Origin of the sequence: Rhodovulum sp. PH10 (assembly GCF_000293785.1) — a bacterium.
Taxonomy (GTDB): Bacteria; Pseudomonadota; Alphaproteobacteria; order Rhizobiales; family Xanthobacteraceae; genus Rhodoplanes.
Window position 1 is genome coordinate 1 of sequence record NZ_AKZI01000060.1, and the last position, 24,957, is coordinate 24,957.

The window sequence follows — 24,957 nt, forward strand, 5'->3', positions numbered from 1 at the left end:
GATGAGGCCCGCACCGTGGCCTCGCCCTTCGAGATGCACTCCTGCGGAGCGCTCCTCAGGACGAGGTCGGACTCTGTCGCCGTTGGGATCAGTGCTCGGGCTCGGGGTCGAGTGCGGCGAGGTTGCGCAAAAGCTTGTCGAGATAGTGGATCGCGTGGATGCGGTCGTCGGTCGAGAAGCCGTCGAGCGCGGCGGCGTAATAGTCGTCGATCCGCGGCCGCATCTCCTCGGCCCACAGCGTCCGCCCGGCATCGGTGAGCTTGATCAGCCGGCTGCGATTGTCGCTCTCGGCGACGGTGCGGACGATGTGCCCCTGCGCCTCGAGGCGTGACAGCACGCCGGCGAGATTCTGCCGGCTGACCAGGAGATAGGCGGCGAGGTCGCCGACCGCCACGCCGTGCTCGAAGGCCGGCCGGGTCAGCGCGCCCAGAATCGCCCATTGCTGGGTGGTGACGCCGTGCGGCTCCAGCGCCTTGGTGCCGGTCTTGTGCATCATGTTGGCGCATTGGTAGAGTCGGAAGAACAGCCGGTTGCTCAGGCCCAGCGCCACGCCGTCGACCTTGTGGTTGTTTCTTGCTGCGTCTTTTTTCATCCGCGCGACCGCCGTGTCCGCCCGCCTCGTCGCGTAGTCCTGCCGCAGCCGGCGAATAAAGTAAATACATTGACATATATTCGGGCGGCCGGTATGCACGGGAGAGGGGCCGCGGCAAGCCGCGAAGCGCCACGAAACGAGAAAACGTGCCGATCACCCGTGCCGGGAAAAACCCGGCCGCGCGACACGAGGGAGGATGCCCGTGAGGGGACTCGACGGGAAGGTGGTCGTCGTCACCGGCGGCGCCGGTGGCATCGGGGCGGCGACCTGCGCCCGCTTCGCCGCCGAAGGCGCGCGGGTGGTGGTGGTCGACATCGACGAGGCGCGCGCCGAGCGGGTCGCCGGCGAGGTCACGGCAGCCCACCGCGCCGCGGGCGGCGAGGCGCTCGCCCGCACCGTCGACCTCGCCGATTTCGCCGCCACCGCCGCGATGGTCGCCGACATCGAGCAGACCGTCGGGCCGGTCGACGTCTTGGTCAACAATGTCGGCTGGGACGTGTTCACGCCGTTCCTGAAGAGCGGCCCGTCCTTCTGGGACAAGATCATCGACATCAATCTGCGCTCGGTGCTCAACATCACGCATCCGGTGCTCGCGTCGATGGTGGCGCGCAAGGCGGCCGGCCGGGTGGTGTCGGTCGCCTCCGATGCGGGCCGGGTCGGCTCGTCGGGCGAGTCGGTCTATGCCGCCTGCAAGGCCGGCATCATCGCCTTCTCGAAAACGCTCGCACGCGAGCACGCGCGGCACGGCATCACCTTCAACGTCGTCTGCCCCGGCCTCACCGAGACGGCGATGCTGGAGAGCTTCATGGACGGCGCCGGCGACAAGGAGAAGCTGCGCCAGGCGTTCGTGCGCGCGATCCCGATGGGGCGGTTCGGCAAGCCGGACGATCTGCCGGGCGCGATCCTGTTCTTCGCGAGCGACGATGCGGCGTTCGTCACCGGGCAGGTGATCTCGGTCTCGGGCGGCCTGACCATGCACGGCTGAGGAGACGCGCCATGACCGACACCAAAGCGTACGAGGACATCCTGTTCGACGTGACGGACGGCGTCGCCACCATCACCATCGATCGGCCCGACAAGTACAACGCCTTCCGTGGAAAGACCTGCGAGGAGCTGATCCACGCCTTCAACCGCGCCGGCTGGGACAAGTCGGTCGGCGTGATCGTGCTGGCGGGCGCCGGCGACAAGGCGTTCTGCACCGGCGGCGATCAGAGCGCGCACGAAGGCCAGTACGACGGGCGCGGCACCATCGGCCTGCCGATGGAGGAGATGCACTCGGTGATCCGCGACGTGCCGAAGCCGGTGATCGCCAAGGTGCAGGGGTTCGCGATCGGCGGCGGCAACGTGCTGTGCACGGTGTGCGATTTCACGATCGCGAGCGAGAAGGCGGTGTTCGGGCAGGTCGGCCCGAAAGTGGGCTCGGTCGATCCGGGTTTTGGAACGGCCTATCTCGCCCGCGTGGTCGGGGAAAAGAAGGCGCGAGAGATCTGGTATCTGTGCCGGCGCTACTCGGCTGCGGAAGCCTTGGCCATGGGCCTCGTCAATGCGGTGGTGCCGCACGAAAAACTCGACGAGGAGGTGGCGCGCTGGTGCGCCGAAATCCTCGACAAGAGCCCGACCGCGATCGCCATCGCCAAGCGCTCCTTCAATGTCGACACCGAGCACATCCGCGGCATTGCCGGGCTCGGGATGTACGCCGTCTCGCTCTATTACGACACCGAGGAGAGCAAGGAGGGCGGCAACGCCTTCCGCGAGAAGCGCAAGCCGGAGTTCCGCAAGCACGCGAAGAGGTGACCGGGCCTCGGGTCCGGTTTTTGGGGGAGACGCGACGCCCGCGCGAACAACGAAGGCCGGTGCACGGCCGCCCGCGCGGGTGCTTCACCGAAACGACGAGGGCGCATCATGCGACGGACGATCTTCGACACCGAGGATTTGATCGCGCTGCGCGACGTCGCGCGCCGCTTTGCGACCGAGCGGGTGGCGCCCGGCTATCGCGCGCGCGAGACGACGAAATCCTTCGGCGCCGATCTGGTGCGCGAGATGGGCGCGCTCGGCCTGATCGCGCCGGAGCTGCCCGAAGCGTATGGCGGCGCCGGCGCGAGCGTCTTGTGCTCCGGCGTGATCGTCGAGGAGATCGCGCGCGCCGACTTCAACGTCGCCTATGTGCCGATGCTCGCCTCGCTCACCGGCCAGGTGCTGGCGAAGCACGCCCCGCCGGCGCTCGCGCAAGAGTGGCTGCCGCGGCTGACCGCCGGCGAGATCGTGCTGTCGATCGCGCTCACCGAGCCGCGCGGTGGATCGGACGCCGCAAATCTCGGCCTCAGGATGGAGCGCGACGGCGACCACTTCGTTCTGAACGGCGAGAAGACCTCGATCTCGGCGGCCGACCAGGCGGCGGCCTGCGTGGTGTTCGCCCGCACCGGCCGGCCGGAGGATCGCGCCCGCGGCATCTCCGCCGTGCTGGTGCCGATGGATGCGCCGGGCGTCTCCACCACCCGCTTCACCGACATGGGCGAGCACGCGGTTGGCCGCGGCTCGATCTTCTTCGACGACGTGCGGGTGCCGGTCGAGAATCTGATCGGCGAGGAGAATCGCGGTTTTGTTCAGGTGATGCAGGGCTTCGATTTCTCGCGCGCGCTGATCGGGCTGCAATGCCTCGGCGTCGCCCGCCAAAGCCTCGACGAGACCTGGGCGCATGTCCGTGAGCGCACCGCCTTCGGCAAGCCGCTCGCCGCCTTCCAGGGCGTATCGCACCAGCTCGCGGCGCTCGACACGCAGGTCGAGGCGGCGCGCCTGCTCGCGATGAACGCGCTGTGGCTGAAGGACCAGGATCTGCCGCACACCGCCGAGGCGGCGATGTCCAAATGGTGGCCGCCGCTGCTCGCCTTCGAGACGATCCACTGCTGCCTCCTGATGCACGGGCACGCCGGCTATTCCGACGCGCTGCCGTTCGAGCAGCGGCTGCGCGACGTGCTGGGTCTGCAGATCGGCGACGGCACGGCCAACATCATGAAGACGATCGTCGCCCGCGAACGGGCCGGACGCACCGCCGTCGGCTGAGCCGGCGGCCTATTCGGAGAGTGCCACATGGACTTCGATGCCGTCTTGATGGAGCCGCGCCGCGCCGCGATGGAGGCGAACGGATTTTGGCACGGCAAGACGGTGAACGACTGCTTTGATGCGTGGCTCGCCGCCGCCCCCGATGCGCACGCGCTCACCGCGATCCGCGCCGCGACCGGCGAGCGGCGCGATTTTTTCGTGCGCGAGCTCGACCGGCTCGCCGACCGCGCCGCGGTGGGGCTTTACCGGCTCGGCGTACGCAAGGCCGACGTCGTCGCCTGCCAGATGCCGAACGGCTGGGAGTTCGTCGTCGCCGCGCTCGCCTGCGCCCGGATCGGCGCGGTGTTCGACCCGGTGATGCCGATCTTTCGCGAGCGCGAGCTGCGCTTCATGCTGAAGCACGGCGAGGCGAAGGTGTTTCTCGTTCCCGCCGTGTTCCGCAACTTCGACCATAAAGCGATGGCCGAGCGGATGCGGCCCGAGCTGCCCGATCTCGCTCATGTCGTCGTGCAAGGTGACGAGGACGAGACGTCGTTCGCGCGCCTGCTGCTCGATCCCGCCTTCGACGACGACCCGGACCGCCACGCGATCACCCACGACCACCGGCCGACAGCGAACGAGGTGTGCCAGCTCGTCTACACCTCCGGCACCACCGGTGAGCCGAAGGGGGTGATGCACACTGCGAATACCCTGTATTCCAACCTGATCCCCTATGCCGAGCGTCTCGGGCTCGGGGCCGACACGGTGGTGTTCATGGCCTCGCCGATGGCCCACCAGACCGGCTTCATGTACGGCCACCTGATGCCGCTCCACCTTCAGGCCCGCACGGTGCTGCTCGACAGCTGGGACAAGGCGCTCGCCGCGCGGCTGATCGCGGAGGAGCGCTGCACCTTCACGATGGCGGCGACGCCGTTCTTGTCCGATCTCGCCGGCGCGGTGGAGGAGGGCGGCATCGACAGCGCGAGCCTGCGCATCTTCGTGTGCGCCGGCGCCGCCATTCCGGGGCCAGTGGTCGCGCGGGCGCGCAAAATTCTCGGGGCAAAGATCGTGTCGGCCTGGGGCATGACCGAGAACGGCGCGGTGACGACGACCGATCCCGCCGACCCCGACGCGCGGTCGGTGGAGAGCGACGGCTGTCCGCTGCCCGGCATGGAGCTCGAGATCCGCAATGCCGACGGCACGCGTGCAGGCGACGGTGAGGAGGGCGCGCTGTTCGTGCGCGGCGCGTCGAACTTCGTCGGCTATCTGAAGCGGCCGCACTGGAACAATGTCGATGCGGACGGATGGTTCGACACCGGCGATCTCGCCAGGCGGGACGCCGCAGGCTACATCCGCATCTGCGGGCGCTCGAAGGACGTGATCATTCGCGGCGCCGAGAACATTCCTGTGGTGGAGGTCGAGTCGCTTCTGTTCGAGCACCCGGCGGTCGCGGCGGCGGTGGTGGTCGGCTATCCCGACGAGCGGCTCGGCGAGCGCGCCTGCGCCTTCGTCGTCCCGAAAGCCGGGCAAACCCTCACCTTTGCCGAGATGACCGCGTTTCTCGAGAACAGGCGGCTCGCGCGGCCCTATTTTCCCGAGCGGCTCGAGATTCGCGACTCGCTGCCGGCCACCGCCTCGGGCAAGATCCAGAAATTCGTGCTGCGGTCGATGCTGCGCGAGGAGACGAGCGCCGCACGCGCCGCGACGTGAGGCGCCACGACCGGATCGGAAAACGAGCCGGCGGCGAGACATTTTCGGCCGCCGGCGAGGTGTTGGAACAGGACAGGACGATGAAGGACACGAATGCGTTTCAGTGGGACGATCCGTTCCTCTTCGAGGAGCAGCTCTCCGAGGAGGAGCGGCTGATCCGCGACAGCGCCCGGGCCTATGCGCAGAGCAAGCTCGCGCCGCGCGTGCGCCAAGCGTTCCGCGAGGAGAAGACCGATCCGGCGATCTTCTCGGAGATGGGCGAGCTCGGTCTGCTCGGCGTGACGCTGTCGGAGAAGTACGGTGGCACCGGCGCCGGCTACGTCTCCTACGGCCTGGTCGCGCGCGAGATCGAGCGGGTCGATTCCGGCTATCGCTCGATGATGTCGGTGCAGGCGAGCCTCGTGATGTATCCGATCTTCGCCTATGGCAGCGAGGAGCAGCGGGAAAAATATTTGCCGAAGCTCGCCTCGGGCGAATGGATCGGCTGCTTCGGCCTCACCGAGCCGGACGCCGGCTCCGACCCCGCCGGCATGAAGACGCGGGCGGAGAAGATCGACGGCGGCTATCGCCTCACCGGCAGCAAGACCTGGATCTCCAACAGCCCGATCGCCGACGTGTTCGTGGTGTGGGCGAAGTCGGCGGCGCACGGCGGAAAGATCCGCGGCTTCGTGCTCGAGAAGGGCATGAAGGGGCTGTCGGCGCCGAAGATCGAAGGCAAGCTCAGCTTGCGCGCCTCGGTCACCGGCGAGATCGTGCTGGACGGCGTCGAGGTGCCGGAGGACGCGCTGCTGCCGAACGCCGAAGGCCTCGCCGGCCCGTTCGGCTGCCTCAACCGCGCGCGCTACGGCATCGCCTGGGGCACGCTCGGTGCGGCGGAGGCGTGCTGGCACGCCGCGCGGCAATACGGGCTCGACAGAAAACAGTTCGGCCGGCCGCTCGCACAGACCCAGCTGTTTCAGAAGAAGCTCACCGACATGCTCACCGAGATCACGCTCGGGCTGCAGGCGGTGCTGCGCGTCGGGCGGCTGTTCGAAGGCGGCAAGATGGCGCCGGAAATGATCTCGGTGATCAAGCGCAACAATTGCGGCAAGGCGCTGGAGATCGCCCGAATGGCCCGCGACATGCACGGCGGCAACGGCATCTCCGACGAGTTTCCGGTGATCCGCCACATGGTCAATCTCGAGACGGTCAACACCTACGAGGGGACGTACGACGTCCACACGCTGATCATCGGCCGCGCACAGACGGGGCTGCAGGCGTTCTTCTGATCATTTTCGCGGGACGGGCACGCCCGTCTCACAACTCGTCACGTGGTCTTCTCGACCGTCCTTCACGCGCGAAGCCTCCGGTTTCGCGCGTTTTCTTTTGCGCTCCCCGCGAGGCCGTCGAAGGCTCTCCGAAAAAGACCGAAAAGCCCGCTTGACAACCGGCCCGGTATCGAACGACCATTCAATACAGATTGAATGATCATTCAAAGGCGGAGCATGCTCGAGGTCCGGAGAAGTGGCGACACGGTGGTGGCGACGATGCGGCGGGCGCCGGTCAACGCGTTCGATCCGGCGCTGATCGACGCCTTCCACGCGATGCTGGACGGGCTCGAGGTCGCGCCCCCCACCGTGCTGCATGTGAGAAGCGGCGAGCGCGCCTTCTGCGCCGGCGCCGACATCAAGATGATGCGCGAGTATTTTCCGCTCGACGACTGCGCCGCGCGGATGGTCGCGCACGTCGCGCGGATGCAAACGCTGTTCGATCGCATCGAGCGGCTGCCGCTGGTGACGGTCGCGGAGATCGCCGGGCCGGCGCTCGGCGGCGGGCTCGAGCTCGCGCTCGCCTTCGATCTGCGCATCGCCGGCTACAGTGCGGCGCTCGGCCTGCCGGAGGCGCGCATCGGCTTGGTGCCCGGCGCCGGCGGCACGCAGCGGCTGACGCGCCTGTGCGGGGCGGGCACCGCCAAGCGGATCGTGCTCGGCGGCGACACGGTCGACGGCGCGACCGCCGAGCGGCTCGGCCTCGTTCAGTGGGCGGTGCCGGACGCCGAGCTTACCGCCTTCGCCGCCGCGACGGTCGGGCAGATCGCCGGCCTGTCCGGCACCGCGCTCGCGGCGGCCAAGCGCTGCATCGCGGCGCCCGAGGCGCCGATCGACACCGGGCTTTTGATCGAGCGGCTGGAGACGCAGCGGCTCTACGAGAACCAGGACACGCGCGACCGTGTCCACGCGTTCCTGAACGCGAGGGGAGGGGGGACATGAGCTTTTCGGGAAAGACCGTGGTGGTGACGGGGGCGGCCTCCGGCATCGGGCTCGCCACCGCGGAAGCGTTCGCGGCGCAAGGCGCGCGCGTGGTGATCGCCGACATCGCCGTCGAGAAGGCGCAAGCCGAAGCCGAGCGGATCGGCGCGGGGGCGGTGGCGATCGCGCTCGACGTCACCAAGGACGAGTTGATCGCCGCCTTCGCGAAAACGCTCGCCGATGGCGTGGGCGACGTCGACGTGCTCGCCAACGTCGCCGGCTGGGGCAAGATCCAGCCGTTCCTCGAGAACGACGCGGCCTTCTGGGACACCGTGGTCGGCGTCAATTTCATGGGGCCGGTGAAGCTCACGCGGGCGCTGCTGCCGGGCATGATCGGCCGTGGCGGCGGGCGCATCGTCAACGTGTCGAGCGACGCCGGCCGGGTCGGCTCGCTCGGCGAGACGGTGTATTCGGGCGCAAAAGCCGGCATCATCGGCTTCTCGAAGGGGCTCGCCCGCGAGGTGGCGCGCCACGCGATCACCGTCAACTGCGTCTGCCCCGGCCCGACCGACACGCCGCTGCTCGCCAAGGTGCCGGAGAAGCACCAGGAGGCGTTCGTGCGGGCGACGCCGATGCGGCGGCTGGCAAAGCCGTCCGAGATCGCTCACGCGATCCTGTTCTTCGCCTCGGAGGAGGCGGGCTTCGTCACCGGGCAGGTGCTCAGCGTCAGCGGCGGCTTGGCGATGGCGGGGTGATGTTCGTCACCGGCGCAGAGTGGACAAAGGCGCGGACGCGCCGTGCCCACGAGCCATCGAGATCGATATCTTGCGGGTGAGAGGGTGTGCACGCTTCGCTCTGCCCACGCCACGGGTCGCAAACAAATCACGTCATATCGGGAGGAAACAATCATGCGCATGTTCGACGCACGGTCCTACGTGCCGACCCATTTCAAATGGGAGGTCGAGGGCAAGATCGGCATCGTCACCTTGAACCGTCCGGAGCGGAAGAACCCGCTCACCTTCCAGTCCTACGGCGAGCTTCGTGATTTCTTCCGCGATCTCGTCTACGCCAAGGACATCAAGAGCATCGTGATCACCGGCGCGGGCGGCAATTTCTGCTCGGGCGGCGACGTGCACGAGATCATCGGCCCGCTGGTGAAGATGCAGGAGGCGGGCGACACCGACGGCCTGCTGACCTTCACGCGGATGACCGGCGATCTCGTCAAGGCGATGCGCGCCTGCCCGCAGCCGATCGTCGCGGCAGTGGACGGCGTGTGCGCCGGCGCCGGTGCGATCCTCGCGATGGCCTCCGATCTCCGCCTCGGCACACCGAAGACCAAGACCGCGTTCCTGTTCGTGCGGGTCGGCCTCGCCGGCGCCGACATGGGCGCGTGCGCGATCCTGCCCCGCATCATCGGCCAGGGGCGCGCCTCGGAGCTGCTCTACACCGGCCGCGCGATGACCGCCGACGAAGGCGAGCGCTGGGGTTTTTACAACAAGCTGGTCGAGCCGGACGCCGTGCTCGCCGAGGCAAAAACGCTCGCCGCCTCGCTCGCCGCCGGCCCCACCTTCGCGCACGCGATGACCAAGACCTGCCTGCAGGCCGAGTGGCACATGACGGTCGACCAGGCGATCGAGGCGGAGGCGCAGGCCCAGGCGATCTGCATGCAAACGAAAGACTACGGCCGCGCCTATCGGGCGTTCGTCGAGAAGCGGCAGCCGGTGTTCGAGGGCGACTGATGGACCGTGGTTTCCTCGACTGGCCGTTTCTTCCCGACGACGCGGCGGCGGTCTACGATCGCGCGACCGCGTTCGCGACGGAGACCGCGCCGGGTCTGTTCGATCCGCGCGACGAGCGGCGGGAGGCGGTGGCGGACGCCTGCCGCGCGCTGGTCGCGGCGATGGGGCGAGCCGGCCTGCTCGGCGTCGCGACGGCGCTCGCCGCGCCGCTGTCGGCCCGCCGGCTGTGCCTGTCCCGCGAGGCGTTGGCACGGCAGCACGCGCTGGTCGACTTCGCCTTCGCGATGCAGGGCCTCGGTTCCGGGCCGATCGGGCTGTTCGGCAGCGACGAGCAGAAGGCGGCCCACCTTCCGGGCGTCGCGGCCGGCGGCGCCATCGCCGCCTTCGCGCTGTCGGAGCGGGAGGCGGGTTCCGACGTCGCGGCGCTCGCCACCACCGCCCGCAAGGACGGCGCCGACTATGTGCTCGACGGCCAGAAAACCTGGATCTCGAACGCCGGCATCGCCGGGCTCTACGTCGTGTTCGCCCGCACCGGCGAGGGCAACAAAGGCTTGTCGGCCTTCGTCGTCGAGGCCGGCACGCGTGGTCTCACCGCGACCTACTCGATCGACGTCACCGCGCCGCATCCGCTCGGCGTCGTCGTGCTGGAGAACTGCCGCGTGCCGGCGCGCGCGATGATCGGCGCACCGGGCGACGGCTTTCGCATCGCGCTCGGCACGCTCGACGTGTTTCGCGCGACCGTCGGCGCGGCCGCGCTCGGCTTTGCCCGGCGCGCGCTCGAGGAGACGATTGCGCACGTGTCGGAGCGGCGCCTGTTCGGCGCCCGCCTCGCCGACATGCAGCTCACCCAAGGGGCGATCGCCGAGCGGGCGACCGCGACCGACGCCGCAGCGCTGCTCGTCTACCGCGCCGCGTGGCGCAAGGATTCGGGCCACCGCGTCACCCGCGAGTCGGCGATGGCAAAACTGTTTGCGACCGAGGAGGCGCAGAAGACCGTCGACCTCGCGGTGCAGCTCTTTGGCGGCCTCGGCGTCGTGCGTGGCACGGTCGCCGAGCGGCTCTATCGCGACGTGCGCGCGCTGCGCATCTACGAGGGCGCGAGCGAGATCCAGAAGCTGGTGATCGCCCGCAGCCTTCTCGCCGCGTGAAGACGATGGAGAGATACGCCATGAGCGACGCGAAGGCGGTGATCGTCACCGGGGCGAGCCGCGGCATCGGTGCGGCGATCGCGCTCGAGCTCGCGCGCCGCGGCCACACGGTCGGCTGCCTCTCTCGCCAGGGGCACGGACCCGAGGGCATCGACGCGCCGGCGGAGATTTGCGCGCGGCTGGTCCCGCTCGCCGCCGACATCTCCGATCCTCCGGCGGTCGAGGCGGCGTTCGCCGCCTTCGCGGAAAAAGCCGGACGGATCGACGCGCTCGTCAACAATGCCGGCATTCATCGCGAGGCGCCGTCCGACCGCCAGCCGATCGCCGCGTTCGAGGAGATGCTCGCGGTCAACACCACGGCGACGTTTGCCGCCTGCCAGCGGGTCTTTCCGTATCTGAAGGCGGCCGGCGGGCTGATCGTGAACATCGGCTCGATGTTCGCCGAGCAGGGGGTGCGGCGCAACGCCGCCTATTGCGCCTCCAAGGCCGCGGTCGCCGCGTTCGGCCGCTGCCTCGCGGTGGAATGGGCGAGGCACGGCATCCGCGTGCTCACGGTTGCGCCGGGCTATGTCGAGACCGACATCACGAGAGACTCGCTCGCCTCCGCAAAAGTGCGCGACTTCCTCGCCGCCCGCATCCCGGCCGGCGGCCCGGCGAAGCCCGACGCCATCGCCCGGCTGATCGCCGCCCTGGTGGGCGAGGACATCCCGTTTCTCACCGGCGAGACCATCCATGTCGACGGCGGCCAGCGCATCGCCCTCTGAAGGCACGGGAGCGGCGACGGTGCGCCTTGCCGTCGCGGTTGAATTGTCGTCCGATCGCTGCGACAAGCAACGAGCGGCGGGCGCGTTCGGCCGGCCGAGACAATCGGGAGGGGCGCGTGGCGAGACGACCGTCGATCCGGGATCAGCGAGACCGGGATCAGCGAGACACGGCCGGCGCGCCGCCCGAGGACGCCGCGGTGCCGAGTCATTCGGCCGACGCCGACCTCACCAAGCGCCGCCGCAAGCAGATCGTCGGTGCCGCCGTCCATCTGTTCTCGCGCAAGGGCTATTACCGCACGACCATGCAGGAGATCGCCCGGCGCGCGCGGATGAGCGCCGGGCTGATCTATCACTATGCCCGCACCAAGGAGGACGTGCTGCTGCTCGCGCTGCTGCACGTCATCAACACCTATCGCGAGCAGGTCCCGCCGGCACTCGAGGGGATCGACGATCCGCTGGCGCGGTTTCGCGCGGTCCATGCCGCCTTCTGCCGGGTGGTCGCCGAGAACATCGACGCGACCGTGCTGGTCTATCGCTCGACCAACAGCCTGCCGTCGGAGCAGCGCGCGATCGTCAAGCGTGGCGAGCTCGAGACCGGCGAGATGATCGCCCAGACGATCCGCGACTGCATGGCGGCCGGCTTGTTTCGCGACCTCGACGTCGAGCTCGCGACTTATCAGGTGTTGATGAACGTCCATATGTGGGCGCTGAAGAACTGGCACCTGAAGACGCGCTTCGACGTCGATGCCTACATCGCCGAGAGCGCCGACCTCTTGGTGCGCGGCTTTGCGTCGGCGGAGGGGTTGCGGCGGCATCTCGCGGGCGACGGAAGGCCGGCGGCGTCGTTGAAAGCGATCGCAAAGCCGTAACGACGGCCCTCTCCTGGTCGGATCGACGACGCGGCGCCCCGCGCCGCCGCACGGCGCATCGTATTCGCGCGAAAATGCCGGCCCGGGTGCGGCTGCGACAGCCGAATTCTCGTGAATGCAGCGCAGCAATCGTATTCTGGTACTTGTATGCGCATTATTGCCCGTGTATGATTTCTTCACCCCCGAAACAGGCCGTGCCCGACACCTCGGGCGCGGCGACGCGATCCATTGCCGGCGCATCGCGCGTCGGTGAACCGTGGTCCGCGCGGCGCAGCCCGCCGCGCCGAACGACACGCGATCGGGGGTGACGCCGCCACAGGCACGACGGAACCGCCGGACCACGGGCCTTTCGCGAGGCGCGTGCGCTCGACCGGCGGCGCGAGAAGAATTTCAAGAAGAGCACGCGAATTTCATCGTCGGCGGCAAAAAGCCGTCGAGCAAAAAAAGTTTCAGGAGGACGCCCGTGTTCGAACAGATGCCGCGCGGCTCGCGCCGCCGCTTTCTCGCAACCGCTGCCGCTGCCGCCGGCGTCGCCGCCGTCGGCCTTCCGCGTGTCGCCATCGCCGCGCCGCCGCGCCTGAAGATCGGCCTGATGCTGCCGTTCAGCGGCACCTATGCCATCCATGGCGAGACCGTCGCCGACGCCATCAAGCTGCGGGTCGCCGAGCTCGGCGGCAAGCTCGGCGGCGCCGAGGTCGAGTTCGTCCGCGTCGACGACGAGTCCTCGCCGCCCAAGGCGAAGGACAACGCCGCCAAGCTGATCGTCAAGGAAGGCGTCGACGTGCTGATCGGCACCATCCATTCCGGCGTCGCCGAGGCGATGGTGCAGGTCGCCCGCGAGGAGGGCACGCTGACGCTGGTGCCCAACGCCGGCTCCAACCGCATCACCCGCGCGCTGTGCGCGCCCAACATCTTCCGCACCTCGTTCTCCAACTGGCAGGCCAACCAGCCGGGCGGCCCGATGGTGCTCGACGCCGGTCACCGCAACGTCGTGCTGATGTCGTGGAACTACGCCGCCGGCAAGGAGATGATGGAGGGCTTCCGCGAGTCGTTCACCGCGGGCGGCGGCACCGTCGTCAAGGAGTTCATGCCGGACTTCCCGAAGGACGAGTTCCAGCCTTATCTCACCGAGATCGCCGCGCTCAAGCCGGATGCCGTCTACGCCTTCTACTCCGGCGGCGGCGCGCTCAAGTTCATCAAGGATTACGCGGCGGCCGGCCTGCAGGGAAAAATCCCGCTCTACGGCCCGGGCTTCCTCACCGATGGCGTGCTGAACGCAGCCGGTCCGGCCGCCGAGGGCATCACCACGGTGCTGCATTACGCATCGACCCTCGACAACCCGATCAACAAGAAATTCCGCGCCGACTTCGAGAAGACCTCCGGCCGCGAGGTCGACGTCTTCGCCGTGCAGGCCTACGACGCGGCCTCCCTGCTCGCGCAGGGGCTCGCCGCGGTCGAGGGCGACATCAAGGCGCGCAAGGCTTTGTTCGCCGCGATGGAGAAGGCCGAGATCGACAGCCCGCGCGGAAAGTTCCGCTTCTCCCGCGCCCACAATCCGATTCAGGATTTCTATCTCCGGCGTGTCGAGAACGGCGAGGAGAAGGTGCTCGGCATCGCCGCCAAGGCGGTCGAGGATCCCGCGACCGGCTGCAAGGCCTGATCCAAAAACCCATCGTCCCCGGCGGCGCGCGGCCTACGCGCGTCGTCCGCTGCCTGCGATCGGAGCAGCCTCGCATGGACGTCGGCGCGTATTACCTCATTCAGATTCTCAACGGCGTCCAGTACGGCTTCCTGCTGTTCCTGGTCGCCAGCGGGCTCACGCTCGTGTTCGGCATCATGGGCATCGTCAATCTCGCGCACGGTGCCTTCTACATGATCGGTGCCTATCTCGCCTTCTGGCTCGACGCGGTGACCGGGAACTTCTTCCTCGCGCTCGCGCTCGGCGTGCCGATCAGCGTGCTGCTCGGCCTCGTGGTGGAGCGCATCGGCTTCACTCATCTCTATCGCCGCGACCACCTCTATCAGGTTCTGTTCACCTTCGGCCTGATCCTGGTGCTCGGCGAGGTGCGCAGCATTCTGTGGGGCAACGACGTGCACGGCGTCGACGTGCCGCCGCTGCTGTCCGGCTCGATCACGCTGACCGACACCCAGGTCTATCCGGTCTACCGGCTGTTCGTCTCGCTCGCCTGCGTGGTGATGGCGGTCGCGCTCGGCGGCGTCATCCGCTACACCCGGCTCGGCATGATGATCCGCGCCAGCGCCTCCAATCGCGAGATGGTGCAGGTGCTCGGCCTCGACGTGAACCGCCTGTTCATGGTCGTGTTCGGCCTCGGCGTCGGGCTCGCCGCCTTCGCCGGCATGATCGCCTCGCCCGTCAACTCGCTGCACCCGTCGATGGGCGACGAGATCCTGATCGTCTCGTTCGTGGTGGTGGTGATCGGCGGCGTCGGCTCGATCGTCGGCGCCTTCTGGGCGGCGATGCTGATCGGGCTCGCCGACACCTTCGGCGCCGTCTTCCTGCCGGAGGCGGCCGGCGTCGTCGTCTACGCGCTGATGGCGATGGTGCTGGTGTGGCGGCCGCGCGGCCTGTTCGCGGGATGATCGGCATGTCGCACCGTTCGCCCCTTCTGCCGCTCCTGTTCGCGCTGGTGTGCATCGGCATCGCGCTGTACCCGCTGGTCGGTGACGCGTTCTATGTCCGCCTGGCCGCCAAGATCGTGGTGCTCGGCATTCTCGCGATGAGCCTCGATCTTCTGGTCGGCTTCGCCGGCCTCGTCAGCATGGGGCATGCCGCCTTCTCGGGGGCCGCCGCCTATGTGGTCGCCGCGCTGATCAACAAGGCCGGCGTCACCGATCTGCCGACGCTGCTCGCCGCGAGCCTCGCCACCGCCGGTGTGACCGCGCTGGCGATCGGCTGGATCAGCGTCCGCACCTCGGGCATCTATCTGATCATGATCACCCTGGCGCTCGGCCAGATGGTGTTCTTCTTCTTCCACGACGTGTCGTTCTGGGGCGGCGCCGACGGCGTCAATCTCGACGCCAAGCCGGTTCTGGCGATCGCCGGCATCGAGCTGATCGACCTGTCGGACCGCACGGTCTTCTATTATGTCGCGCTCGCCTGCCTGGTCGGCACCTTCGTGCTCCTGTCGGTCGTGCTGCAGTCGCCGTTCGGTCAGGTGCTGCGCGGCGTGCGGATCAACGAGGGGCGGACCCGCGCGCTCGGCCACGACGTCCAGCGCTACAAGCTCGCCGCCTTCGTCCTCGCCGGGCTGATCGCCGGGCTCGCCGGTTTTCTCGAGGTCGCGCGCAGCGGCTTCGTGTCGCCGGCGCATCTCGGCTGGCACGAGTCGGCCACGGTGCTGATCGTCGTCATCCTCGGCGGCATGGGCACGCTGGTCGGCCCGGTGATCGGCGCCTTCGCGCTGGTTTTCCTGGAGGACTGGGCGGCCGAGCTGACCGACCATTGGAAGCTGATCGTCGGCCTGTTCGTCATCGCCGTCGTGCTGTTCCTGCCGAACGGGCTGGTCGGCCCGCTGGCGCGCAGCGGCGGCCGCGAGGGATTGGGCAAGGCGCTCGCCCGCCTGTGGAACGCGCCGGCCCGTCTGTTCGGGCGCACCCCGGCGAAGCGGCGCGACGACCTCCCGCAGGAGAGTGCCGGCGATGCCTGAGACGATCCTCGAGACCCGCGACCTGTCGCGCCGGTTCGGCGGCCTGCGCGCCGTCTCCGCCGTGTCGCTCGCCTTCGAGCGGGGCGTCGTGCACGCCATTCTCGGCCCCAACGGCGCCGGCAAGACCACGCTGATCAACATGCTGTCGGGCGACCTGCCGCCGACCGACGGAAAAATCCTGTTCGAAGGCGCCGACGTCACCGGCCTGCCGGTGCACGTGCGGGCAAGGCGCGGCATCGGGCGCAGCTATCAGAAGACCAACATCCTGCCCGAGCTGACGTGTCTCGAGAACTGCTGGCTCGGCGCGCAGGCGCGGCTTCCCGGTTGGCTCAACATGGTGCGTCCGGCGCGGCGCTATCGGGACGTGCAGGCGCGCGCCGAGCGGGCGCTCGGGCTGTGCGGGCTGGAGGCGCGCGCCGGCACGCAGGCCGCGACCCTCAGTCACGGCGAGATGCGCCAGCTCGAGATCGGCATGATGCTCGCGACCGAGCCGCGGCTCTTGCTGCTCGACGAGCCGCTCGCCGGCATGGGGGTGGAGGAATCCTGGCGGGTGATCGATCTCCTGAAGACGCTCGCGCGCGATCACACGCTGATCCTGATCGAGCACGACATGGATGCGGTGTTCTCGATTGCCCAGCGCATCACCGTGATGGTCAACGGCTGCGAACTGGAGACCGGCACGCCGGAGCAGATTCGCACGAGCGTCGCGGTGCGCGACGCCTATCTCGGCGAGGAGCTGGCGGCATGACCGACACGCCGATCATCGAGGCGCTCGGCCTCCACACCCATCTCGGCTCGAGCCATATCCTGCACGGCGTGTCGCTCGCGGTCGGCCGCGGCGAGGCGGTGTGCCTGCTCGGCCGCAACGGCATGGGCAAGACGACGACGCTGCGCACCATGCTCGGCCTCGTCGCCCCGAGCCGGGGCGAGATCCGGGTGAACGGCGAAACGGTCACCGGCGCGCCGCCGCAGACGATCGTGCGCAAGGGCATCGCGCTGGTGCCGGAGGGCCGCGGCGTCTTCCCGAACCTCACCGTGCGCGAAAACCTGATCATGGCCGCGCGCGCCGGCGTCGATGGCCGCCGCGACTGGACCTTTGCACGCGTGCTGGAGACCTTTCCGCGGCTCGCCGAGCGGCTCGACAATCTCGGCAACCAGCTCTCCGGCGGCGAGCAGCAGATGATTACCATCGGCCGCGCGCTGATGACCAATCCCGACCTGATCATTCTCGACGAGGCGACCGAAGGCTTGGCGCCGCTGGTACGGAAAGAAATCTGGTCGGTGATCAGAACGATCCGCGCGTCCGGCATCGCGACGCTCGTGATCGACAAGAACATCAAGGATCTGCTCGGCCTGTGCGACCGCGCGCTGGTGATGGTGAAGGGCCGGATCGTGCTCGACGGTGCGACCGCCGATCTCGCCGAGGATCACGACGCGCTGATGCGGCACCTGAGCCTGTGAGGACGAGCGGACGATGCGAGGCACCCCGATCATGAAAGAGGATGTCACGACGCTGCGGCTGCCCGGCCTGTCGGTCGATACGTCGCGATCCCCGGCCGAGTTCTCGTTCGGCCCCGGCTTCAACGCCGCCTCCGCCTTCATCGACCGCCATCTCGCCGAAGGGCGCGGCGACAAGGTGTTCATCCGCCCGGTGTCGGGCCGCACCGTCACCTTCGCGGCGCTGGTCGCCGGCGTGAACCGATGCGGCAACGTCTTGCGCACGCTCGGGCTCGTGGCGGGCGAGCGCATGCTGATGGTGGTGAAGGATTGCCCGGAGTTCTACTTCCTGCTGTGGGGTGCGATCAAGGCCGGCATCGTGCCGGTGCCGCTCAACACGCTGCTGCGCACCGGCGACTACCGCTACATGATCGGGGACTCCGGCTGCGCCGCGATGGTGTGGAGCGCCGAATTCTCCGCCGAGGTTCTGCCCGCAGTGCAGGCCGCGCGGCCGGGCTTGCGCGTCGCGCTGCCGGTCGAGGACGGCAAGGAGACAATCACGGGATCACCTCTCCCCGTCGGGGAGAGGGAGCAGGCTGCGGCTCTGGCCGAGATCGTTTCACCGTCCGGCGGGTCGAACACCCTCGCCTCGCTGATGGCCGGGGCGTCGGACGAGCTCGACGTCGTGCCGGCCTCCGCCGAGACGCCGTGCTTCTGGCTCTACTCGTCGGGCTCGACCGGGCGGCCGAAGGCGGTGGTGCATCGGCATCGTGATCCCGCGGTGTCGAGCCAGTGGTACGGCCGCGAGGTGTTGGGCATTGGCGAGGACGACGTCACCTTCTCGGCTTCAAAACTGTTCTTCGCCTACGGCTTCAACAATTCCGGCATGGTGCCGCTGTGGACCGGCTCGTCGGTGGTGCTGCTCGACGGCAAGCCGACGCCGCAGAACACCTTCGACGTGATCGAGAAATTCCGGCCGACGCTCTATTACGGCATTCCGACGCTCTATGCGGCGCAGCTGCAGGCGATGGAGAGCACGACGCCAAATCTCTCGTCGTTGCGCGTCTGCGTCTCGGCCGGCGAGCCCCTGCCGCCCGACATTTTTCTGCGCTGGAAGGCGCGCACCGGCCACAAGATCCTCGACGGCATCGGCTCGACCGAGGCGATGCACATCTTCATCACCAACCGTCCGGAGGATGCGCGGCCCGGCGTCAGCGGTCGCCCGGTGCCCGGCTTCACCGTGCGCATCGTCGACGAGCTGGGCGCGGAGCTGCCGCCCGGCGAGCCCGGCCGCCTGCAGGTGAAAGGGCTCTCCACTGCGTTGTGCTACTGGAACAACCCGGAGAAGACCGCCGCCACCATGCAGGGCGACTGGCTCGACACCGGCGACACCTACAGCCGCGACGCCGAGGGCTTCTTCCGCTACTGCGGCCGCTCCAACGACATGCTGAAGGTCGGCGGCATCTGGTGCTCGCCGATCGAGATCGAGAGCTGCCTCGCCAGCCACCCGGACGTGCTGGAGGCCGCGGTGATCGGCGTGCCGGACGGCGACGGCCTCGTGAAACCCGAGGCGTGGATCGTGCCGTGCGACGGCGTGCGGCCGAGCGAGAGTTTTGGCGACGCGCTGATGCGCCACTGCAAGAGCACGCTCGCGCCCTACAAGTTCCCGCGCAAGATCCACTTCCTGGACGAGCTGCCGAAAACCGCCACCGGAAAGATCCAGCGCTATCGCCTGCGCCGCCTGTTCGAGGAGACGACGTGATGCACGACCCCAATGTTCGCGCGTCCGGCGCGCGGGTGCGGAAAAAATCGGTTCTGGCGCTGACGCTGAACGGCCGTGCGCGCGAGGATTTCGTCGCGGACGGGATGCTGCTCGTCGACTATCTGCGCGAGGTCGCCGGGCTCACCGGCACCAAGCAGGGCTGCGACGGCGGCGAGTGCGGCGCCTGCACCGTGCTGGTCGACGACCGGCCCCGGCTCGCCTGCTCGACGCTCGCCCATCAGGTCGCCGGCCGGCGGGTGGAGACCATCGAAGGCCTCGCCCGCAACGGCCGGATGAGCCGGCTGCAGCAGATGTTTCACGAAAAGCTCGGCGCCCAGTGCGGCTTTTGCACGCCCGGCATGATCATGGCGGCAGAAGCCCTGTTGCGCCGCGACCCCGATCCGACGCCGGAGAGGATCAGGCAAGCGCTCGCCGGAAATCTGTGCCGCTGCACCGGCTATGTGAAGATCGTCGAGGCGGTGCGCGCCGCCGCCGAGACACCGGTCGGGTCGGAGGGCGCGCGATGACGACGCTGGTCCGTCCGCCGCGCATCGGCACCAAGACGCCGCTGGTCGACGGCATCGAGAAGGTCACCGGCCGCGCCAAATTCACCGCCGACCTCCCGGCCGCCGACGCCTTGGTCGGAAAGATCCTGCGCAGTCCGGTCGCGCACGGACTTCTGCGCAGCGTCGATACGAGCGCCGCGGAGCGGCTGCCGGGCGTCGTCGCCGTCGTCACCGGCGACGATTGCGCGGTGCCGTTCGGCGTGCTGCCGATCGCGCGAACCGAGTATCCCTTGGCGCGTGAAAAGGTGCGCTATCGCGGCGAGCCGGTGGCCGCGGTGGCGGCGGTCGACGAGGAGACCGCGCTCGAGGCGCTGAAGCTGATCGTGCTCGAGATCGAGCCGCTGCCGGTTTATGTCGATCCCGCAAAGGCGCGGGCGGCCGACGCCGTTCTCTTGCACGACAACAAGCCGAACAATATCGAGCGCGCGGTGCACAGCGCGTTCGGCGACCTCGAGGCCGGGCTCGCCGCGGCCGATCTCGTGAGAAAGCGCCGCTTCTCGTTTGCCGAGGTGAATCACGCGCATCTCGAGCCGAACGCGACGCTCGCAGAATACGATCCCGAGCGCGGCTGGCTGACGCTGCACAGCACGACGCAGGTGCCGTATTACGTGCATCTCACCGTCGCGCAGTGCCTCGAGATGGACACCTCGCGCGTGCGCGTGATCAAGCCGTTCCTCGGCGGCGGGTTCGGCGCCCGCACCGAGGCGCTCGGCTTCGAGGTGATCGCGGCGCTGCTCGCACGAAAAGCCGGCGGCACGGTGCGGCTTCTGCTGTCGCGCGAGGAGACGTTTCTCTGTCACCGCGGCCGCCCGCAGGCCGACATCGTGCTCGAGCTCGGCATGATGCGCGACGGCCGGCTCACCGCTTGCGTCGCCGAATGCACCCAGCGCGGTGGCGCCTATGCCGGCTACGGCATCATCACGATTCTCTATGCCGGCGCGCTGCTGCACGGGCTCTACGACATCCCGGCGATCAAGTACGACGGCTGGCGCGTCTACACCAACACGCCGCCATGCGGGGCGATGCGCGGCCACGGCACCGTCGACATGCGCGCGGCCTTCGAGGCGTTGCTCGACGAGATGGCGGAGGAGCTCGGGCTCGATCCGTTCGAGGTGCGCCGCCGCAATCTGCTCACCGCACCGACCACCACGCTGATGGCGCAGAAAGTGATGAGCTACGGCCTCGGCGAATGTCTCGACCGGGTCGAGCAGGCGTCGGGCTGGAAGGAGCGTCGGAAGAGCATGCCGCCGGGACGGGGACTCGGGCTCGCCTGCTCGCACTTCGTCTCCGGCACCTCGACGCCCAAGCACTGGACCGGCGAGCCGCACGCGGTGATCAATCTGAAGCTCGATTTCGACGGCGGCGTCACCGTGCTCACCGGCGCCTCCGACATCGGCCAGGGCTCCTCCACCATCGCCGCGCAGGTGGTCGGCGAGGTGTTGGGCTGCGATCTCGGCCGCATCCGCGTGGTCTCGACCGACAGCGCGCTGACGCCGAAGGACAATGGCAGCTACTCCTCGCGCGTCACCTTCATGGTCGGCAATGCGGCGATCGCCGCGGCGGAGACTCTGAAACGCATTCTGGTCGAGGCGGCGGCGAAGAAACTCGAGGCGGCGCCCGAGGACATCGAGTGTGGCGACGAGGTGTTCCGCGTCGTTCATGCGCAGGAGCCGGGGCAGGATTCCGGCCTCTCGTTCGGCGACGTGGTGAGAGAGGCGCTGATCGACACCGGCACCATCACCGTGAAGGGCACCTTCACCTGCCCGAAGGAGTTCCAGGGCGACAAGGCGATTCGCGGCAGCGCGATCGGCGCCTCGATGGGTTTTTCCTACGCGGCGCAGGTGGCGGAGGTGTCGGTCGATCCGGTCACCGCCAAGGTGACGGTGCACAAAGTGTGGGTCGCCGCCGATGTCGGCCGCGCGCTCAATCCGCTCGCCGTCGAGGGCCAGGTGCAGGGCGCGGTGTGGATGGGGCTCGGCCAGGCCTTGTCGGAGGAGACGCGGTTCGACGACGGTCGCGGGCTCGCGACCAATCTGCTCGACTACCGCGTGCCGACCATGGCCGAGAGCCCGGACGTCGCGGTGTTCATCGTCGAGAGCATCGATCCGAACGGGCCGTTCGGCGCCAAGGAGGCGAGCGAGGGCGCGCTCGCCGGCGCAGTCGGGGCGGTGATGAACGCGGTCGCCGCCGCGACCGGCGTGCGGCCGACGGCGACGCCGCTGACGCCCGACCGCGTCGCCGACCTCATGGACGCCAAGGAGCGGCAGGCGGCCGCCAAGGGGAGCACGCCATGACGCTGATGCCCGCATTCCGGCTGCACCGGCCGGACACGCTCGCCGAGGCGGTCGCCGCGCTGGCGGAGACGCCGGGCGGAAAGCCGCTCGCCGGCGGCACCGATCTCCTGGTGAATATCCGGCGTGGCATGGCCGATCCGCCGGCGCTGGTCGATCTCACGAATGTCGGCGGGTTGGATGACCTCGTTGTGAGCGAGGCGGGATTGCGGCTCGGCGCCACCGTCACGCTCGCCCACATCGCCGAGGACGAGGGCATTCGCGCGGGCTGGCCGGCGCTGGCAGCGGCCGCGGAAGCGGTCGCCGGCCCGACCCACCGCGAGGCGGCGACGCTCGCCGGCAATCTGTGCCAGGAGACGCGCTGCATCTTCGTCAATCAGAGCGAGTGGTGGCGAGCCGGCAACGGGTTTTGCCTCAAGATCGAGGGCGACGTCTGTCACGTCGTCAAGAAGAGCCTGCGCTGCTACGCGGTCTATGCCGGCGACGTCGCGCCGGTGCTGATGGTGCTCGGCGCCGAGGCGGAAATCCTCGGACCCGCCGGAACCCGGAGGCTGGCGCTCGCGAGCTTCTTTCACGAGGAGGGGCGGAGCCATCTCGCGCTGGCGCCGGGCGAGATCGTCACCGCGGTGCACGTGCCGCCGCCGAACGGCGCCGTCGCTGGTTATGCAAAGGTGCGGGTGCGCGAGGCGATCGACTTTCCGCTCGCGGGCGTCGCCGTCGCGCTGCGGCGCGAGGGGGATCGTCTCGCCTCGGTGACGGTGGCGCTCACCGGCGTCGCCTCGGCGCCGGTGCTGGTGCCCGGGCTCGACCGGCTCGCCGGGACCACATGGTCGGAGGACAGCGCCAAGACGCTCACCGACGCCGTGCGCAAAAGCTGCAACGCGGTGAAGACCACCGTGACGACGCCGAACTATCGCCGCCGCGTCGCCGCCGCCTCCGCCGTGCGGCTCGCGGGCGACCTCTGGGCCGCCGCCGGCGAAGGGAATGCCTCGTGACGAAACCGTTCGCAGGCATCGGCACACATGTGCGGCATCACGAGGCGCCGGCACGGACATCGGCCTCCGCGCCGTCCGCCTTCGTCCATCGCATCCGGGTCGGCTGGGGCGACTGCGATCCGGCGCGCATCGCCTACACCGCGCGGATTCCGGAATGGTCGCTCGACGCGCTCGAGGCGTGGTGGGCGGCGCGCGCCGGCACGAACTGGTACGCGATGCAGACCGACCTGACGCTCTGCACGCCGTTCGTCCACATGACGATGGATTTTCGCTCGCCGGTCACGCCGCGCCACTCGCTCGACTGCGAGGTGATCGTGAGCCGGCTCGGCCACCGCTCGATCACCCACCGGGTGCACGGCCGGCAGGACGGCGTTCTCTGCTTCGAGGGCGAGTATGTCGCGGTGTTCGTCGATGCCGTGTCGATGAAGCCGCGCGTGCCGCCGGACGATCTCGTCGCGCGCATCCGCGCGGCGATGTGACGACGCGTCGTTTGGACAGGACGGGCGCGCCGAACGAGCCGCGCGACCGACACACAGGAGGACACGCCGATGGAGACTCTGGTTCGCGACGATCTTTCCGTGCGGCCCGCAACGGACCAACAATTTCCGCCGGGCTTCAACGTTGCCGCCTGGTTCATCGACCGCCATCTCGCGGAAGGCCGCGGAGGCAAGGTCGCGGTGCGCACGGTGCGCGGCGACACCACCTATGCCGAGCTCGCCGCCGGCGTGAACCGCTGCGCCAACCTGCTCGCGGGCGAAAACCTCGCGCGCGGCGACCGCCTGCTGATGGTGGTGAAGGACTCGGTCGAGTTTTTCTATCTGTTCTGGGGGGCGATCAAGGCGGGCGTCGTGCCGGTGCCGGTCAACACGCTGCTGCGCGCCAAGGACTACGCCTTCATGATCGAGAACGCCGAGTGCGCGGCTCTCGTCTACTCGCCCGAGTTCGCCGGCGAGGTCGAGCCGGCGCTGGCGCAGAGCCCCCACCGGCCGCGCATCGTGATGCGCACCGAGGGTGACGACGCGAGCTTCTCGGCGCGGCTCGCCGGCTGCCCGGACGATTTCGTCGCGGTGCCGGCGGACGCCGAGGCGGACTGCTTCTGGCTCTACTCGTCGGGCTCGACCGGCAGCCCGAAGGGCGCCATCCACCGCCACCGCGACATGGTGATCACCAGCGAGACCTACGGCGTGCGCACCCTCGGCATCCGCGAGGACGACGTCTTCTTCTCGGCGGCAAAACTGTTCTTCGCCTACGGGCTCGGCAACGGCATGACGTTCCCGCTGTGGGTCGGCGGCACCGCGGTGCTGCTCGATGGGCGGCCGACGCCGGACTCGACCTTCGGGATCATCGAAAAGTTTCGGCCGACGCTGTTTTTCGGCGTGCCGACGCTCTATGCCGCGCAGCTCCAGGCGCTGGAGACGGCGACGCCAAATCTCTCCTCGATCCGGCTGTGCGTCTCCGCCGGCGAGGCGCTTCCGGCCGATATCTTTCGCCGCTGGAAGGAGCGCACCGGCCTTCTGATCCTCGACGGCATCGGCTCGACGGAAGCGTTGCACATCTTCATCTCCAACCGCGCCGGCGAGCACCGGCCGGGCTCGAGCGGCCGGCTGGTCGAGGGCTACGAGGCGGAAATTCTCGACGAGACCGACACGCCGCTGAAGCCCGGCGAGCCGGGCCGGCTGATCATCAAGGGGGCGTCGACTGCGCGCGCCTATTGGCGCAACCCGGAAAAGACCGCGGCGACCATGCTGGGCGACTGGCTCGCCACCGGCGACACCTATTACCGCGACGAGGACGGGTATTTCTTCTACTGCGGCCGCTCGGACGACATGCTGAAGGTGTCGGGCATCTGGTGCTCGCCGTTCGAGATAGAGGCGACGCTGATCGAGCATCCGTCCGTGCTGGAGGCGGCGGTGGTCGGCCGCGAGGACGGCGCCGGCCTGATCAAGCCGGAAGCCTGGATCGTGCTCGCCGAGGGCGTGCGGGCCACGCAGGACTTCGAGGCCGAGCTGATGGCCCACTGCAAGGCGCGGATGGCGCCCTACAAGTACCCGCGCAAATTCCACGTGGTCGACGAGCTGCCGAAGACCGCGACCGGAAAAATCCAGCGCTTCCGTCTGCGCATCGAGGAGGAGTGATCGGCGCGGCGCAC

At 68.9% G+C, this 24,957-nt stretch carries 23 protein-coding genes; 22 read left to right on the forward strand and 1 reads right to left on the reverse strand.

Annotated elements, in window-relative coordinates; genetic code table 11:
- Positions 1–88: 88 nt before the first annotated feature.
- Positions 89–592, reverse strand: a complete 504-nt coding sequence (locus A33M_RS11135) for a MarR family winged helix-turn-helix transcriptional regulator (protein ID WP_008387022.1) — start codon at positions 590–592, stop codon at positions 89–91.
- 196 nt (positions 593–788) lie between these two features.
- Here A33M_RS11135 and A33M_RS11140 point away from each other — a divergent pair, with 196 nt between their 5' ends.
- From A33M_RS11140 to A33M_RS11245, 22 genes are all read left to right on the forward strand, one after another.
- A complete protein-coding gene (locus A33M_RS11140; RefSeq protein ID WP_040620231.1) occupies positions 789–1,577 on the forward strand; it encodes an SDR family NAD(P)-dependent oxidoreductase in 789 nt (262 codons plus the stop codon).
- 11 nt (positions 1,578–1,588) lie between these two features.
- Positions 1,589–2,386, forward strand: coding sequence for a 2-ketocyclohexanecarboxyl-CoA hydrolase (gene badI, locus A33M_RS11145; protein ID WP_008387026.1), 798 nt, complete (start codon positions 1,589–1,591; stop codon positions 2,384–2,386).
- A gap of 108 nt (positions 2,387–2,494) precedes the next feature.
- Positions 2,495–3,652 carry a cyclohexanecarboxyl-CoA dehydrogenase gene (gene aliB, locus A33M_RS11150; protein ID WP_008387028.1) on the forward strand — a complete coding sequence of 386 codons (1,158 nt, stop codon included), beginning with the start codon at positions 2,495–2,497 and terminating at the stop codon, positions 3,650–3,652.
- Between the two features lie 27 nt (positions 3,653–3,679).
- Positions 3,680–5,341: a cyclohexanecarboxylate-CoA ligase gene (gene aliA / locus A33M_RS11155; protein ID WP_008387030.1), complete on the forward strand. Its 1,662-nt coding sequence runs from the start codon at positions 3,680–3,682 to the stop codon at positions 5,339–5,341.
- Positions 5,342–5,421: 80 nt separating this feature from the next.
- Positions 5,422–6,609: an acyl-CoA dehydrogenase gene (locus A33M_RS11160; protein ID WP_040620236.1), complete on the forward strand. Its 1,188-nt coding sequence runs from the start codon at positions 5,422–5,424 to the stop codon at positions 6,607–6,609.
- A gap of 216 nt (positions 6,610–6,825) precedes the next feature.
- Entirely contained in the window at positions 6,826–7,590 is a 765-nt protein-coding gene (locus tag A33M_RS11165) for an enoyl-CoA hydratase/isomerase family protein (protein ID WP_008387034.1), read from the forward strand.
- The gene (locus A33M_RS11170; RefSeq protein ID WP_008387036.1) at positions 7,587–8,324 is read left to right on the forward strand and encodes an SDR family NAD(P)-dependent oxidoreductase; all 738 of its coding nucleotides are present in this window, start codon (positions 7,587–7,589) and stop codon (positions 8,322–8,324) included. Before A33M_RS11165 ends, A33M_RS11170 begins: the two co-directional genes overlap by 4 nt.
- A 153-nt stretch (positions 8,325–8,477) precedes the next feature.
- Positions 8,478–9,308, forward strand: a complete 831-nt coding sequence (locus tag A33M_RS11175) for an enoyl-CoA hydratase family protein (RefSeq protein ID WP_008387038.1) — start codon at positions 8,478–8,480, stop codon at positions 9,306–9,308.
- A complete protein-coding gene (locus A33M_RS11180) occupies positions 9,305–10,456 on the forward strand; it encodes an acyl-CoA dehydrogenase family protein (protein WP_237718353.1) in 1,152 nt (383 codons plus the stop codon). Before A33M_RS11175 ends, A33M_RS11180 begins: the two co-directional genes overlap by 4 nt.
- 20 nt (positions 10,457–10,476) lie before the next feature.
- Positions 10,477–11,220 (forward strand): SDR family NAD(P)-dependent oxidoreductase, encoded by a 744-nt coding sequence (locus tag A33M_RS11185; RefSeq protein ID WP_008387043.1) that lies wholly within the window; start codon positions 10,477–10,479, stop codon positions 11,218–11,220.
- Between the two features lie 197 nt (positions 11,221–11,417).
- Complete coding sequence (locus A33M_RS11190) at positions 11,418–12,089, forward strand: TetR/AcrR family transcriptional regulator (protein ID WP_008387045.1); 672 nt, start codon at positions 11,418–11,420, stop codon at positions 12,087–12,089.
- 463 nt (positions 12,090–12,552) lie between these two features.
- Positions 12,553–13,749, forward strand: coding sequence for an ABC transporter substrate-binding protein (locus A33M_RS11195; RefSeq protein WP_202801860.1), 1,197 nt, complete (start codon positions 12,553–12,555; stop codon positions 13,747–13,749).
- 74 nt (positions 13,750–13,823) lie between these two features.
- A complete protein-coding gene (locus tag A33M_RS11200) occupies positions 13,824–14,690 on the forward strand; it encodes a branched-chain amino acid ABC transporter permease (RefSeq protein ID WP_008387050.1) in 867 nt (288 codons plus the stop codon).
- 5 nt (positions 14,691–14,695) lie between these two features.
- Entirely contained in the window at positions 14,696–15,757 is a 1,062-nt protein-coding gene (locus tag A33M_RS11205; protein WP_083850425.1) for a branched-chain amino acid ABC transporter permease, read from the forward strand.
- Positions 15,750–16,505: an ABC transporter ATP-binding protein gene (locus A33M_RS11210; RefSeq protein ID WP_008387054.1), complete on the forward strand. Its 756-nt coding sequence runs from the start codon at positions 15,750–15,752 to the stop codon at positions 16,503–16,505. The genes A33M_RS11205 and A33M_RS11210 overlap by 8 nt, the downstream gene beginning before the upstream one ends.
- Entirely contained in the window at positions 16,502–17,218 is a 717-nt protein-coding gene (locus tag A33M_RS11215) for an ABC transporter ATP-binding protein (RefSeq protein ID WP_008387056.1), read from the forward strand. Before A33M_RS11210 ends, A33M_RS11215 begins: the two co-directional genes overlap by 4 nt.
- A 31-nt stretch (positions 17,219–17,249) precedes the next feature.
- Positions 17,250–18,956, forward strand: coding sequence for a benzoate-CoA ligase family protein (locus A33M_RS11220; RefSeq protein ID WP_157223435.1), 1,707 nt, complete (start codon positions 17,250–17,252; stop codon positions 18,954–18,956).
- A complete protein-coding gene (gene hcrC, locus A33M_RS11225) occupies positions 18,956–19,483 on the forward strand; it encodes a 4-hydroxybenzoyl-CoA reductase subunit gamma (RefSeq protein WP_008387059.1) in 528 nt (175 codons plus the stop codon). Before A33M_RS11220 ends, hcrC begins: the two co-directional genes overlap by 1 nt.
- A complete protein-coding gene (hcrA, locus tag A33M_RS11230; protein WP_008387060.1) occupies positions 19,480–21,816 on the forward strand; it encodes a 4-hydroxybenzoyl-CoA reductase subunit alpha in 2,337 nt (778 codons plus the stop codon). The genes hcrC and hcrA overlap by 4 nt, the downstream gene beginning before the upstream one ends.
- On the forward strand, positions 21,813–22,808 hold the full coding sequence (gene hcrB, locus A33M_RS11235; protein WP_008387061.1) for a 4-hydroxybenzoyl-CoA reductase subunit beta: 996 nt from the start codon (positions 21,813–21,815) through the stop codon (positions 22,806–22,808). Before hcrA ends, hcrB begins: the two co-directional genes overlap by 4 nt.
- A complete protein-coding gene (locus A33M_RS11240; RefSeq protein WP_008387062.1) occupies positions 22,805–23,287 on the forward strand; it encodes an acyl-CoA thioesterase in 483 nt (160 codons plus the stop codon). The genes hcrB and A33M_RS11240 overlap by 4 nt, the downstream gene beginning before the upstream one ends.
- Positions 23,288–23,356: 69 nt before the next feature.
- Positions 23,357–24,943 (forward strand): benzoate-CoA ligase family protein, encoded by a 1,587-nt coding sequence (locus A33M_RS11245; protein WP_008387063.1) that lies wholly within the window; start codon positions 23,357–23,359, stop codon positions 24,941–24,943.
- Positions 24,944–24,957 lie beyond the last annotated feature (14 nt).

Coding starts and splice junctions, on each gene's coding strand:
- A33M_RS11210 (WP_008387054.1), top strand. CDS start 15,750: ATGCCTGAGACGATCCTCGAGACCCGCGACCTGTCGCGCCGGTTCGGC.
- hcrC (WP_008387059.1), top strand. CDS start 18,956: ATGCACGACCCCAATGTTCGCGCGTCCGGCGCGCGGGTGCGGAAAAAA.
- A33M_RS11205 (WP_083850425.1), top strand. CDS start 14,696: ATGTCGCACCGTTCGCCCCTTCTGCCGCTCCTGTTCGCGCTGGTGTGC.
- hcrB (WP_008387061.1), top strand. CDS start 21,813: ATGACGCTGATGCCCGCATTCCGGCTGCACCGGCCGGACACGCTCGCC.
- A33M_RS11140 (WP_040620231.1), top strand. CDS start 789: ATGCCCGTGAGGGGACTCGACGGGAAGGTGGTCGTCGTCACCGGCGGC.
- A33M_RS11175 (WP_008387038.1), top strand. CDS start 8,478: ATGCGCATGTTCGACGCACGGTCCTACGTGCCGACCCATTTCAAATGG.
- A33M_RS11220 (WP_157223435.1), top strand. CDS start 17,250: ATGAAAGAGGATGTCACGACGCTGCGGCTGCCCGGCCTGTCGGTCGAT.
- hcrA (WP_008387060.1), top strand. CDS start 19,480: ATGACGACGCTGGTCCGTCCGCCGCGCATCGGCACCAAGACGCCGCTG.
- A33M_RS11215 (WP_008387056.1), top strand. CDS start 16,502: ATGACCGACACGCCGATCATCGAGGCGCTCGGCCTCCACACCCATCTC.
- A33M_RS11165 (WP_008387034.1), top strand. CDS start 6,826: ATGCTCGAGGTCCGGAGAAGTGGCGACACGGTGGTGGCGACGATGCGG.
- badI (WP_008387026.1), top strand. CDS start 1,589: ATGACCGACACCAAAGCGTACGAGGACATCCTGTTCGACGTGACGGAC.
- A33M_RS11135 (WP_008387022.1), bottom strand. CDS start 592: ATGAAAAAAGACGCAGCAAGAAACAACCACAAGGTCGACGGCGTGGCG.
- A33M_RS11200 (WP_008387050.1), top strand. CDS start 13,824: ATGGACGTCGGCGCGTATTACCTCATTCAGATTCTCAACGGCGTCCAG.
- A33M_RS11170 (WP_008387036.1), top strand. CDS start 7,587: ATGAGCTTTTCGGGAAAGACCGTGGTGGTGACGGGGGCGGCCTCCGGC.
- A33M_RS11245 (WP_008387063.1), top strand. CDS start 23,357: ATGGAGACTCTGGTTCGCGACGATCTTTCCGTGCGGCCCGCAACGGAC.
- aliB (WP_008387028.1), top strand. CDS start 2,495: ATGCGACGGACGATCTTCGACACCGAGGATTTGATCGCGCTGCGCGAC.
- A33M_RS11185 (WP_008387043.1), top strand. CDS start 10,477: ATGAGCGACGCGAAGGCGGTGATCGTCACCGGGGCGAGCCGCGGCATC.
- A33M_RS11160 (WP_040620236.1), top strand. CDS start 5,422: ATGAAGGACACGAATGCGTTTCAGTGGGACGATCCGTTCCTCTTCGAG.
- aliA (WP_008387030.1), top strand. CDS start 3,680: ATGGACTTCGATGCCGTCTTGATGGAGCCGCGCCGCGCCGCGATGGAG.